Origin of the sequence: Streptomyces sp. NBC_00459, assembly GCF_036013955.1 — a bacterium.
GTDB lineage: Bacteria > Actinomycetota > Actinomycetes > Streptomycetales > Streptomycetaceae > Streptomyces.
In genome coordinates, this window is the sequence record NZ_CP107903.1 from 8,516,784 (window position 1) to 8,529,992 (window position 13,209).

General features: G+C 69.3%; 6 protein-coding genes. 1 reads left to right on the plus strand and 5 read right to left on the minus strand.

Annotation, left to right across the window (positions count from 1 at the left end; all coding sequences use genetic code 11):
* Positions 1-31: 31 nt before the first annotated feature.
* The gene (locus OHN74_RS37550) at positions 32-5,251 is read right to left on the minus strand and encodes a family 43 glycosylhydrolase (protein ID WP_327699019.1); all 5,220 of its coding nucleotides are present in this window, start codon (positions 5,249-5,251) and stop codon (positions 32-34) included.
* A 277-nt stretch (positions 5,252-5,528) separates the two neighbouring features.
* Here OHN74_RS37550 and OHN74_RS37555 point away from each other — a divergent pair, with 277 nt between their 5' ends.
* The gene (locus tag OHN74_RS37555; protein ID WP_327699020.1) at positions 5,529-7,034 is read left to right on the plus strand and encodes a family 43 glycosylhydrolase; all 1,506 of its coding nucleotides are present in this window, start codon (positions 5,529-5,531) and stop codon (positions 7,032-7,034) included.
* A 67-nt stretch (positions 7,035-7,101) separates the two neighbouring features.
* Here OHN74_RS37555 and OHN74_RS37560 read toward each other — a convergent pair whose 3' ends face one another.
* From OHN74_RS37560 to OHN74_RS37575, 4 genes are all read right to left on the minus strand, one after another.
* Positions 7,102-8,163, minus strand: a complete 1,062-nt coding sequence (locus OHN74_RS37560; RefSeq protein ID WP_327699021.1) for an iron-siderophore ABC transporter substrate-binding protein — start codon at positions 8,161-8,163, stop codon at positions 7,102-7,104.
* Positions 8,163-9,992, minus strand: a complete 1,830-nt coding sequence (locus tag OHN74_RS37565; RefSeq protein WP_327699022.1) for an ABC transporter ATP-binding protein — start codon at positions 9,990-9,992, stop codon at positions 8,163-8,165. Before OHN74_RS37565 ends, OHN74_RS37560 begins: the two co-directional genes overlap by 1 nt.
* On the minus strand, positions 9,989-11,686 hold the full coding sequence (locus tag OHN74_RS37570; protein ID WP_327699023.1) for an ABC transporter ATP-binding protein: 1,698 nt from the start codon (positions 11,684-11,686) through the stop codon (positions 9,989-9,991). The genes OHN74_RS37565 and OHN74_RS37570 overlap by 4 nt, the downstream gene beginning before the upstream one ends.
* Positions 11,687-11,785: 99 nt before the next feature.
* Complete coding sequence (locus OHN74_RS37575) at positions 11,786-13,138, minus strand: lysine N(6)-hydroxylase/L-ornithine N(5)-oxygenase family protein (RefSeq protein ID WP_327699024.1); 1,353 nt, start codon at positions 13,136-13,138, stop codon at positions 11,786-11,788.
* Between the last annotated feature and the right edge of the window lie 71 nt (positions 13,139-13,209).

Genomic DNA, 13,209 nt, shown 5'->3' on the forward strand with positions numbered 1-13,209 from the left:
CCCTTGTGTTCGGCGCTACTTGGCTATCTGGCTAGCGGCCGAGGACGATGCCCTTGGTCGCGGTCCCCGTGCGGTTGTCGTACACGACATCGCCCGTGGACTTCTTCCAGATCCGGATGCGGAACGTGTCCGGCTTGTCCGTCGCCGTGATGCGGAAGGCGTAGCCGTCCTTGCCGTTGACCGAGCCGGAGCCCTGGTACACCGCAGTGGAGCCGGTGACCACCAGCCAGTCGGAGGACGTGGAGCGCAGCCGCACCTTCGCCTTGGACTTGCCGGGCGCCGCGAGGTCGAAGGAGGCCGTGGCCGTCGGGACCGTGGCGCCCTTCCGGTAGAAGGCCCCGAAGGAGAAGGAGGCCTTGCCGGTCAGCTTCGGGTCGGCCGGGTAGGCGCCCGGCCGGGACGCGATCACGCCGGTGCCCGCCACGGTGCCGGCCTTGGGGTCGTACACGACCAGCTCGGGGAGCTGGGCGGTGGCCGCGGCCCTGTCGTCGTCCGTCACCGTGATCGTCGGGCGGAAGATGCCCGCCTTCAGGTAGGCGTGGCTCGCCTCGCAGGTGCCGTTCGTGACCTTGCCGGTTGTCGGGGTGGTGCCGTCCTTCCAGTCGATCCGGCAGGTGTGGGTGTCGGCGCGGCCCGGGTCGGTGAACTTCGCCGAGATGCGCACCGGGGTGTTCTTGCCGGCCGGGACCGGGGTCTTCGGGCCCTGGACCGAGGTGATCGACGGCGGCGCGTTGGTGACCGTCACCGTCAGGGTGTCCTTGCTGCGGCCACCCGTCAGCGTGACCTCGTACGTGCCGTTGTCCTGGCAGGTGATGGACGTCGGGATCGTGGTCCTGCTGGAGAACGTGCAGGGGGCTGTCGGGTTGACGCTCCAACTCGGCTTGCCTGCCCCGGAGATGGTGCCCGTGAGCGGGATCGCGCTGCCTTCCTGGCCAGTTGCGTCCGCACCCGCGTGGACGATCGTCACCGGGTCGATGCTCGACAGGGTCGGGATCACCTTCTTGATCGATCCGTCGGCGTCGAACTCCATCTTGTCGATGGTCGTCTCGCGGTGCATGCCGTCACCGCCGGGGATCGCGAAGCGGTGGTAGACGATGTACCAGTCGTCGGTGTTCGGGACGTGGACTATCGAGTGGTGGCCCGTGCCCTTGATGCCCAGGGAGAGGTCCTTCTGGAGGATCACACCGCGCTTGGTCCAGGGGCCCGTGGGCGAGGAACCGGTCGCGTAGGCCACCTGGTAGTTCTCGTCCCGGGTGTCGTTCTCCGACCACGTCAGGTAGTAGGTCCCGTTGCGCTTGATGACGAACGAGCCCTCGTTGTAGTTGCTCGGCGTGATGTCGGTGACCTTCGACGAGTCGAAGGAGACCATGTCCGCGTTGAGCGGCACCACGTAGGCCCTGCCGTTGCCCCAGTACAGGTACGACTGGCCGTCGTCGTCGGTGAAGACCGCCGGGTCGATCATCTGGCCCGGGCGGTCACCGGCCTTCAGCAGCGGCTTGCCCAGGGCGTCCTTGAAGGGGCCCGTCGGGGAGTCCGACACCGCCACACCGATGTTCGCGTCGGCGCAGAAGTAGAAGTAGTACTTGCCGTTCTTCTCCTCCATGGCCGGCGCCCAGGCGCGGCTGTCGGCCCAGCTGACGTCGGGACCGAGGTCCAGGATGACTCCGTGGTCCTTCCAGTGGACCAGGTCCGTGGAGGAGTACGCCTTGAACTGCGTACCGCTCCAGCCCTCGAAGCCGTCGGTGGTCGGGTAGATGTAGAAGGTGTCGCCGAAGCGGACGATGTTCGGGTCGGCGTTCAGGCCCGGCAGCACCGGGCTCTTCATCTCCACGGCCGACACCGTCCAGGTGCGCTTCTTGCCGTCGGAGCCGGTGACCTCGTACGTGAGCGGCTTGGTGAAGTCGCGCAGGGTGCCGGAGGCGGGGCTGATGGTCGCGCCGTGGGCCAGGGTGAACTCCGGTGCCAGGGCCTTGACGTTGCTGCCCGGGGTGAGCGGCAGGACGATCTTGCTGTCCTTGTCGGTGATGATCGCGTCGACCTTGAGCGCCGGGTGGGTCGCCGCGGCGATCCCGGTGGTGTTGCCGCTGATCTCCAGGACCTCGGCGGGCGTCAGGGCCCGGTTGTAGATCCGGAAGTCGTCGACCTCGCCGCCGAAGTACGGGTCCGGGGAGTACATGGACTTGCCGATGTAGCCGGAGTAGTCCTTCGCCGGGTCGTACAGTTCGGACGGCTTGATGGTGACCCCGTTCACGCGGGCCGCCTCGGCGCCGTCCACGTAGAGGATCGCCGTCTCGGTCGCGCCGTTCAGGGTGACGGTGAGGTGCTTCCACTGGCCGGCGGTGAGCTGCGAGCCGCCGATCATCTGCTTCTCACCGGACCAAGTTGCCTTGGTGATCGCGGAGAAGAGCTTCCCGCCGCCGTTGGAGGGCGTGGCGAACAGGTACTTGTTGCTGTCGGGGCCGAGGCCGAACAGCCACTGGAAGTTGTCGCCGCCCTTCCACTTGACGTACGTGGAGACGGTGACGCTGCTGGTGTCCTTCAGCACCCCGTTGGGGATCTTGACGTACGGCGAGCTGGAGCTGCTGTTGCCGCCGGACATCTTGAAGGAGCCGCCCTCGACGCCCGTGCCGAAGTCGGGAGTTCGGACGTACGTGCCGTGGTAGCCGTGGCCGCTGGAGTCGCGGGCGATGCTGCCGCCGGTCTCGTCGAAGTCGTAGTGCAGGAGCAGGTCGGCCGGGACGTCCGGGCCCTCGGCGGAGACCGTGACCTCGGCGCTGACCGTGATCGCGGAGTCGCCCGCCAGGTCGCCCTTCACCGTGAAGGTGCCGGCCTGCGCGTACTGCGACTCGGCCACGGCCTCCCAGGTGACGGCGACGGGCCGCTTCACACCGTCCGCCGACTCGGCGATGACGGTGGCGGGCAGGACCGGGGCGTCACCGATGCGCGTGACGACCTTGACGTCCTCGGCGCTGGTGATGATCTGGTCGGGCTGGTAGGTCTTCAGGAGCCGGTCGTACTCGGCCTGGGTGACCGGGAGCACGGTGCCGTGCCGGGGCTTGGACGGCAGGTCGTAGCCGGTGGACGGGGTCCAGACGCCGGAGGCCAGGTCCGTCGTCTCGAAGGGGATGTAGCCGCGACCGCCGAACTCGTCGAGGAACGCGTACCACTTCTCCTCGGTGTTCGACTTGAACACCAGGGGACCCTCGGCCGCGCTCATCGCGCCCTTGCCGATGCCCTCGGCGACGGCGGTGTAGGACGGGTTGAGGATCGAGTCGCTCTTCTCCTCAAAGATGAACTTGCTGTTCGGCGTCGAGGAGCTGTTGTTCCGCTCGTCCTTGGACAGGCGGTAGTAGGTGTCCTTGTCCTTGATCATCGTGGAGTCGATGACCGAGTAGCCGCGGTCGATCCACACCTTGGGCTCGCTGAAGGTGCGGAAGTCACGGGTGGTCGCGTACATCATGCGGTTGTACGTGTCGCCGGAGTGGTCGGCGTTGTCGTACAGCTTCGAGGCCCAGAAGACGACGTACGAGCCGAGCTCGGCGTCGTAGAAGGCCTCGGGAGCCCAGGTGTTGCCCGCCGAGTCGGGGGAGACCTTCACCAGGCGCTGGTCGGTCCAGTGGACCAGGTCCGTGGACTCCCACACCATGATCGACTTGCTGCCGGTGCGCTGGGAGGCGTCCCAGTCGCCGTTGCCGTAGATCCGCAGGTCGGTGGCGATCTGGTAGAACTTGTCGCCCTCGGGGGAGCGGATGATGAACGGGTCGCGCAGGCCCTTCTCGCCGAGCGTGGAGGTCAGGACGGGCTTGCCGTCGTTCAACTCCCGCCACTTCAGCGGGTCGTTGCCCTTGCTGAGCGCCGCGTAGAGCTGTTCGCCGTCCGAGGTGCCCTCGCCGGTGAAGTAGCTGAACATGTAGCCCTTGAGGGCTTCCTTCGCCGGGAGTTCGGGGACCTTGGCCGTCAGGGTGCGGGTCGCGGTGGCCGTGCCCTTGGTGATGGTCGCGGTCAGGTCGACCGTCGTGCCGCCGGCGCCGTGCGCGGGGCGGTGGACCACACCGTCGGTCGCGATGACGTCCGGGTTCGCCGACGACCACGCAACCGCCGTGCCGTAGAGGCCCGTTGACGGCAGCGTGATGTTGCCGCGTACGTCGTCGATGTTCGGGACGGTCAGTGCGTCGGCGGCCTGCTGGGTGGCCGTGGCGTCGTCGAAGGTGGCCGGGACCGTGACGTCGAAGGTCTTGGTGTCGCTCACCGGACCCTTCTTCAGGGTCGCCGTGAGTGTGGCGTGGCCGTCCGGCTGGCCGGCGGCGGGGCGGGTCACGGCGCCGGAGGACGAGACCACGGAGGCGTTGTCGGTCGCCCAGGTGATGGCGGAGCCACCCGCGGGGCCCGCGCTCGGCAGGGTCAGGTCGGCGATCACCGCGCTCGTGTCGCCCAGTGTCAGGGCCGACTTGTCGGCGGCGACGCCCTGCGCGGCGACGGGGAGGGAGAGTTCCTCGACCTCCGTGCCGGCCAGCGCCCGGTTGTAGACCCGGAAGTCGCGGATGTTGCCCTTGAACAGGTTGTCGCCGGGGTAGACCGACTTGCCTATGTAGTTGGCGGTGGTCGTGCCCGAGCCGATGGAGCCGGGGGTGAGGGTGATCGCCGTGTTGCGGCCCACCTCCACGCCGTCCTCGTAGAGCACGCCCGTGTTGCCGGTCTGGGTGTAGGTGATCTGCTTCCACACCGCGCGCTGAAGATTCGTGCCCGCGGTCCGAGTCGTCTGCTCCGTCGACCAGTTGCCGCTGGCGATGGAGGTCCGGTACGAGTTGCCCGTGGTGAACAGGTAGCCGTTGCCGGCCGAGCCGCTGGTGTTGCCGAAGCCGTAGATGAAGTACGGGTTGGACTGGGTGGAGTCGACCTTCACGTCCATCGAGACGGTGATCGAGTTCATGCCGCTCATGATGTTGTCCGGCACCTTGACGTAGGTGTCGGACCCGTTGAAGGCAAGGCCCTCACCGGAGTTGGACCAGCCGGCGGTCCCGTTCAGCGTGCCCGTACGGCCGTTGCCCGAGGCGTCGGCGACGGTGGTGCCGGATGCCGCGTCGAGCTTGTACCAGAGGGCCAGCCCGTCGGTGATGTCGGCCGCGTCGGCGTGAGCGGGGACCGACACGGCCAACGGCCCGGCGAGGCCGAGGAGAAGCGATGCGGCGGTCAGTCCGGCGAGCCGTTGTGACCATGGTCTGCTGCGGCCGCGTGATCTCGCGAGTTGCATCGTTTCGGCTTCCTCTGCTCGGACACGGGGGTCGGTAGGGGGGGGTAACGGGAGACATCAGATTTCGTCTGTGTGTCCGCGCGTTGCGAGAGTGTCAATCGGTGCGACCTGGGTCGTCAAGAGTTTTCGAACAACGTTCGGCAGGTCGGACAACTAGTTTTTACGCGGCCGACGCCAACCGGAACCGAACTCGTCACAAACGTTGACGTGTGTCCCACGTGTACCTATGTTCTGGTCGAAGTTACGTACATCGTCCGGGATTTCGAACAATGTGACCATGAGAAGGGACCTGTCTGTGTTCCGTACCCGTCACTGGTTGACCCTCCTGGCGGCGCTGCTGGCGCTGCTCGTACCTGTCGTCGGCATTCAGCCGGCCGCCGCGGCCGAGGGGCGCCCGTACACGAACCCGGTCAAGTCCCAGAAGGGCGCCGACCCCTGGCTGGAGTACTACAACGGCAACTACTACCTGGTCACCACGTCCTTCACCGGCGTGCTGACCATGCGCAAGTCGCCGACCCTGGCAGGGCTGGCCACGGCTCCCAGCGTGCAGGTCTGGAGTGACACCACCTCGACCCGCAACAACAACTTCTGGGCGCCCGAACTGCACTTCTTCGACGGCCACTGGTACCTGTACTACTCCGGCGCGCCGAGCGGGGCCGCCTGCTGCGACCAGCAGCGGACGTACGTCGTGGAGAGCGCCGGCACCGACCCGATGGGCCCGTACACCTTCAAGAACCAGCTCACCGGGTCCAACCTCGACCCGGGCGGCTGGCTCATCGACGCCACCGTGCTGACGTACAACAACAAGCTCTACCTGGTCGGCAGCGGCGCCATCGGCGGCAGCAAGCAGAGCCTGGTCATCGCGCCCATGACCAACCCGTACACGGTCAGCGGCTCCACCTTCAGCCTCATCTCGCAGCCGACGCTGGCCTGGGAGACCTCCGGGGCGCCGGTGAACGAGGGGCCCGAGCCGCTCTACCACGACGGCCGGACCTTCCTCACCTTCTCCGCGAGCTACTGCCAGACCGCCGACTACAAGCTCGGTCAGCTCGAACTCACCGGCACCGACCCGCTGTTGGCATCCTCCTGGACGAAGAAGCAGACGCCCGTCTTCCAGCGCAACGACGCCGCCGGAGTCTACGGCCCGGGCCACAACGGCTTCTTCACCTCGCCGGACGGCACCGAGAACTGGATCGTCTACCACGCCAACAACTCCGCGAGCGGCGGCTGCGGCAACGGCCGTACCACCCGCGCCCAGAAGTTCACCTGGAACGCGGACGGGACGCCCAACTTCGGCACCCCGGTCGCGCTCGGCACCACGCTGCCCGGCCCGTCCGGCGAGAGCGCCGCGACCCCGACCGCGTACACCCTGGTGAACCGCAACAGCGGCAAGTGCCTCGACGTGGAAGGCGGGAACACCGCCGACGGCACCAACATCTTCCAGTGGACCTGCAACGGCGGCACCAACCAGAAGTGGCGCATCGAGGACCAGGCCAATGACACCAGCCGACTGGTCAACGTCGCCACCGGCAAGGTGATGGACACCGCGAGCTGCGCCACGGCCGACGGCACCGACCTGCGCCAGTGGTCCTGGCTGAACAACAACTGCCAGAAGTTCAGGCTCGTCTACACCGCCACCGGCGACTACGTCCGGATCGTCAACGAGTCCACCGGCAAGGTCGCCGACGTCGCCGACTGCTCCACCGCGAACGGCGCCGACGTACGCCAGTGGACCTGGCTCGGCAACAACTGCCAGCAGTGGCAGATCCGGCCCACCACGTGAGCCGCTAGCAGCGACTGACGGTGGCCCGACCGGAACTCCGGTCGGGCCACTGTCGTATGACCGGCCGTCAGCTCGTCGGTTCGGTCACCTTCGTGGCCGTCTTGCCGTCGACCGCCGCCGACAGCTGCGGGACCAGCCGCTCCAGCATGTAGGGAAGGCTCAGCACCGACACGAAGGACACCGAGTTGCCGTAGTCGCTGCTCTCCTTGACGAAGACCTCGCGGTCCTCCTTCGCCACCTTCAGGTCCGCGTAGAGGGGGTCCTTGCGCAGCGTCGCCTTGTCCTTGGTGGTGTCGGAGACGATCCACACGATCGCGTCCGTGTTCAGGAGATCGGTGCGCTCCTTGCTGATGTTGGCCCCGAACTCGTCACCGATGACCTTGTCCAGGTCGGTGGGCAGCTTGAAACCGAGGTCCGTGAGGACGCGTGAGCGCGAGTCCTGGCTGCCGTAGACGAAGGTGCCCTCGTACGGGGTCGCCATCACGGCGGTGGCGCCGGCGAACTCGGGGTGCTCGGTCGCCGCCTTCTTGAAGTCGGCCTCCACGCCGGTGACCAGTTCCTTCGCCTTGGCCTCCTGGCCGAGCGCCTTGCCGATGATCTCGGTCTGGTTCTGCCACGGCACGCCGTAGTCGTTGTACTCCTTCGGCTGGGCCACCACCGGGGCGAACTTCGACAGCGTGTCGTACTGCGCCTTCGTCAGACCGCCGTAGACCGCGAGGATCAGGTCCGGCCGGAGCGCGGCGATCTTCTCGGTCTGCGGGCCCGTGCCGGTGTCCTTCAGGACTGTCGGCGCCGCCGCGCTGCCCAGCTTGTCCGCCGCCCACGGGCCGATCGCGCCCTTGTAGCCGCCCAGCCACTCGGTCGTGCCGACCGGCACCTTGCCCAGCGCGAGGACGGCGTCCTGGTCGGTCAGACCGACCGTGACGATCCGCTTCGGCTCGGACTTGATCGTCGTGCTGCCGTACTTGTGCGAAAGGGTCACCGGGAAGGCGGAGTTGGCGGAGGCGTCGGCGGCGGGGCCCGCCGTGCCGGAGTCGTCGTCGGAGCCGCAGGCGGTGGCGGTGCCGAAGAGGAGCAGTACGGAGGTGAGCGCCGCGGCGAGCCGAGTGCCTCTGGGAGAGCCGAGCATCAGTGGTCCTTCATGGTGGTGGTTGTGTCGGTGCTGGGACGCGTGGGGGGCTTCTCGGCCGGCATACGGGTGCCGGACCATGCCTGCCAGAGCAGGGCGTAGGTGCCGGCAGCCGCGCACAGCTCGTCATGGGTGCCGCTCTCCACGATCCGGCCGCCGTCCATGACGACGATCCGGTCCGCGTCGGCGGCCTGGGTGAGACGGTGGGCGACCACGAGCGCGGTGCGGTTGTCGATCGCCCGGTCGGCAGCCTTCTCCAGCAGCCGCGCGCCGGTGCTGCCGGCCTCGGCCGTGGCCTCGTCCAGCACGGCGACCGGCGGATCCGCCAACACCAGCCGGGCCAGGGCGAGTTGCTGGACCTGGGCGGCGGTGAGCCGGTGCCCGCCCTCGCCGACGACGGTGGCCAGGCCCTCGGGCAGGGCCGACACCCAGGCCAGCGCGCCCACTTCGGTGAGGGCCGTGCGCAGGTCCTCGTCCGTGGCCTCGGCGCGCGCGAGACGCAGGTCGTCGGCGAGCGGGCCCGCGAAGACGTGCGTCTCCTGGGTGACCAGGGCAACCGGCAGGCCGTGGGCGGACGTCGAGACGCCGGTCAGCCGAACCGTGCCGGAGGTCGGCTCGTGCACGCCCGCGATGAGCTTGGCGAGCGTCGTCTTGCCCGCGCCGCTCGACCCGACCAGCGCGACCCGTTCCCCCGCGGCCAGCGTGAGATGGACGTCCCTGAGGACGGGACGCCCGGGCAGGTACTCGTGGTGGACGCCGGTCACGGTGACCGTGCCGGGCTCGCGCCGCTGTGCCGTGGGCGCCGGGGGAGCGGCCTCGGGCTCCGGGACGTCGGCGACGCCTACCAGCCGGGCCAGCGCCGCCGTCGCCGACTGGGCGTCGTCGAGCAGCGCGAGGGCCTGGTTGACCGGGCCGAAGAGGCTGTGGAAGTAGAGCGCGGCGGCCGTGGCCGTACCGATGGACACGGAGTCGGCGCGCACCAGCAGGAACCCGGTGACCAGGACCGCGGCGAGGCCGGTGTACTCGGCGAGGTGCAGCCGGTTGTAGAAGTCGAGTACCAGCCGCACGCCCCGCATCGTCAGCGCGACCGCGGCGGAGGAGCGCCGGGTGACGGACTCGGTGTGCGGCTCCTCCAGCCGGAACGCCCGTACGGTGCCGGCGCCCGAGATGGTGTCCAGCAACTGCTGCTGCTGGGCTCCCATGGCGATGCGCTGCTCGGCGTACAGCGGCACGGCGTTGCGTACGTACCAGCGCGCGGTCCCCGCCTGGATGGGCACCGCGAGCAGCGCGGCCAGCAGGAAGCGCCAGTCCAGGACGGCCATCGCGGCGAAGGTCAGCACGATGGCGAGCAGGGAGCGGGCCAGCTCGGGCAGCGCGTTGCGCACCGCCTCGCCGACCACCGAGACGTCCCTGGTGACACGGGCGTTGAGGTCGCCGGACCCGGCTTTCTCCACCTGCTCCAGTGGCAGCCGAAGCGCCCGCTCGACGAACCGCTCGCGCAACTGGGCCAGCACGGTCTCCCCGAGCCGGGAGACCAGGGACAGCCCGAGCGCGGTGGCGGCGCCCTGTGCGACGGCCACCAGGATCAGGAGGACGGCGGGGAGGGTGAGGTCGTCGGGCGGGCGGTGCTCGGCGACCAGGTCCACCATGCGGCCCAGCAACGGCTGGACGAGCAGCCCGACAGCGGTCGCCGCGACCATCACCGCGAAGGCGGCCAGGGCCAGCGGGCGGCGTGGGCGGACCAGTTCGCGGACCGCGGCACGGGTGCGCCGGGGTGTCGCGGTGGGCAGCAACTCCCGCTTCGTGTCGGGGAGTTCGTGGTCGCTCATGTCAGCACCGCCGCTCGGTAGGTCTCGTGACGGTGGATCAGGTCGGCGTGCGAGGCGGTGTCGGTGACCCGTCCGTCCTCCAGCAGTACGACCCGGTCGGTGACCGAGAGCAGCGCGGGACTGTTGGTCACCAGCACCGTCGTACGGCCCTTGCGGATCTCCCGTACGCCGGTGGCGATGCCGGCCTCGGTCACCGTGTCGACCGCGGTGGTCGGATCGTGGACCACCAGCACGGGCCGTTCCGCCGCCAACGCCCTTGCCAGCGCGACGCGTTGACGCTGTCCGCCGGAGAGCGAGCGGCCCCGCTCACTGACCGCCGTGTCCTCGCCGTCCGCGAGGGTCTGCGCGACCTGGGTGACACCGGCCGCGGTCATCGCCTGGCCGGGGTCGGTGTGGTCGGGCGCGGCTGCCGTGACGTTGCCGCGGACGGTGCCCTCGAAGAGGTCGGCGTCGTGCTCGGCGACCAGCAGCGCGGTGCGCAGCTCGGCCGGGTCCAGGTCCCGCAGGGGGACGCCGTCGAGTTCGACGGTGCCCGCCTCCGGGTCGGCCTGCCGGGCCAGGCAGCGCAGCAGGTCGGTGGCGTGCGCGGGGTCGGTCGCGACCACGCCCAGCAGTTCGCCCGGTGCGATGTCGAGGTCGAGGTTCCTGAGCCCGCCGAGGCTGACACCGGACAGGCGGATCGCGCCGCGCACCGGCCGGGCCAGGGTCGCGGTGCCCGGGGTGATGTTGTGCGGGGCGGCCAGCACCTCCGCGATCCGGGTGGCCGAGGCCCGGCCCTGGGCGAGTTCGGCGTTGACCCACGCGAGGGTCTCCAGCGGGCCGACGAGGAAGACGGCGAGCCCGACGGCCGACACCAACTGGCCGAGACTGATGTCTCCCTGGGCGGCCAGCCGGCCGCCGACCAGGGCGACGGCGGCGATCAGACAGCCGGTGAGGGAGAGCACCATGCCGCTCTGGAAGGCCTGCGCGCGGGCGGCCTTCAGGGTGGCCTGGAGGGAGTCGCGGCTGGTGGTGCGGTAGCGGGCGAGCGCGGTGGACTCGCCGCCGATGCCCTTGAGGATGCGCAGGCCGGCCACCAGGTCGGCGGCGACGGCCGAGGCGTGCGCGGCCTGCTCCTGCTCGGCCTCGCTGCGCGACTCCAGCGGCTTGCTCAGCAGATGGCCCAGCCACAGCAGAACAGGCGTGCCGAGCAGGACGACGAGCCCGAGCGTGACGGACATCCGCAGCAGGACGACCGCGCCGACGAGGAGGCCGGCGAGGGCCGAGATCCCGGCCATGGCGGCCATGCTCACGGCGCCGACGCGTTTGGCGTCCTCGGTGGCGATGTTGGCGAGGGCCCCGGGCAGCCGACCCTCCTCCGCGCCGCCCCCGGGGGCCAGGACCCGGCGTACGAGGGTGATGCGGAGGGTGTGTTCGGCCTGGGCGGCGGCCCGGTCGGCGGACCAGGCGCCGAAGCGCCAGCTGAGTGCGAGACCGACGTAGACGACGGCGAGGACGGCGAGCCAGCTCAGCAGGGCGCCGGTGTCGGAGCCCGTGACGGCGCGGTCGATGACCAGGCCGATCACGACCGGCACCATCACCTCGCCCAGTTGGTGGCCGGAGCCGAGGAGCGCGCCGAGGGCGACGTCACGACGCTGCCCTCTGACCGCCTGCCGCAGGACGTCGCGCCCCGACAGCTGTGAAGGACTACTCACCCGTAACCCTCCGGGATCGGACGACAGTTTGGGCCAGTAGAGCCTGCCCGAGGGCGTGTACGTGCACCCGGGCAGGCCTAAAACTTAGGTGAGGCTACTCTAAGTTCCAGACGGTTGCCCAGCTCCGACGACGGCCTCGCTCGTGCGATGGGCGAGCAGGGAGTCGAGGATCTCTCCCGAGCGCACGGCGGTCGTCGACAGCAGCGTCGAGGTGAGACCGTGCGTGTGCTCGGTCGCGCCCTGCAGGTAGATGCCGGCGGTGACCTCGGGCGTGACCTCGACCCGGTGGTCGCGGCCGACCCGTACGGCGTCGTTGTCGTCCCGGAGGCAGAGCTTGGCGGCTCTGCCCAGCATGGTGTCGAGGTCCCGGGGGCGGTAGCCGGTGGCGTGCACGAGCACGTCGCAGGAGAGCACCTCCCGTTCTCCGGTGGGGAGATACTCGACCGTGACGTCCAGCCGGTCGTCCAGCTGCTCGACGTCCCGGATGCGGGAGACGTTGCGCATCCGCAGCCGCTCGTTGCCCTGGACCTTCTCGCGGTACATGGTGGCGTACAGCGTCTCGATCAGGTCCATGTCGACCACCGAGTAGTTGGTGCTGCGGTGGTAGTCGTGCAGGGACTGCTTCACCTCCGGCCGGGACCGGAAGTAGACGTCCACCGCCTCCGGGTCGAAGATCCGGTTGGCGAAGGGGCTGTCGTCGGCGGGGGTGTAGCCGTACTTGGCGAAGACCGCGCAGACCTCGGTGCCGGGGAAGGAGCGGTGCAGGTAGTCGACCGCCTCGGCGCCGCTCTGACCCGCGCCGAGCACGAGAATGCGGCCCACCGAGGCACCCGTGCCGGTCAACTCGCGGGTGCGGGGGACCAGTTCGCTGTTGTGCCAGATGCGGTCCGACAGGGCGGTGCCCGGCGGTACGTGCGGTTCGAGGCCGACGGCCACCGAGATGTTGCGGGCCCGGCGGACCACCGTACGCGTCGGATCGCCCGGCACGCGGCTGGTGACGTCGAACCAGCGGACCTCGCCGTCCTCGGTCAGCACGGGCTCCACGGAGACGACCTCGGCGTCGTACGTCACCTGGTCGGCGATCCGGGCGGCCGCCCACTCGAAGTACTCGTGGAACTCGATCCGCAGCGGGAAGAGGGTCTTCGCGTTGAGGAAGTCCACCAGCCGGCCGCGGTCCCGCAGGAAGCACAGGAAGCTGAAGTCGCTGGTCGGGTTGCGCATGGTGACCAGGTCCTTGAGAAAGGACACCTGCATGGTCGCGTCGTCGATGAGCATGCCGCGGTGCCAGCCGAACCGTGGCTGGCGCTCCAGGAACTCGGCGTGGATTCGCTCCTCGGGCGCGGCTTGTGCGTTGTGTTCCGCGATGGCTATCGCCAGCGCCAGATTTGACGGGCCGAATCCGATTCCGAGCACGTCATGGATGGCGTCCGGCTCGTCGTGCAGTGCGTTCACCGCAACTTCCCTTCCCCTAGGCGCCACTGATATTAAATAAGGTTAGCCTTACCTTGCAATGGTGTGTCCTA

Excerpts from the sequence above, each read along its gene's own strand:
- OHN74_RS37550 (WP_327699019.1), bottom strand. The coding sequence starts at position 5,251 with ATGCAACTCGCGAGATCACGCGGCCGCAGCAGACCATGGTCACAACGG.
- OHN74_RS37555 (WP_327699020.1), top strand. The coding sequence starts at position 5,529 with ATGAGAAGGGACCTGTCTGTGTTCCGTACCCGTCACTGGTTGACCCTC.
- OHN74_RS37560 (WP_327699021.1), bottom strand. The coding sequence starts at position 8,163 with ATGCTCGGCTCTCCCAGAGGCACTCGGCTCGCCGCGGCGCTCACCTCC.
- OHN74_RS37565 (WP_327699022.1), bottom strand. The coding sequence starts at position 9,992 with ATGAGCGACCACGAACTCCCCGACACGAAGCGGGAGTTGCTGCCCACC.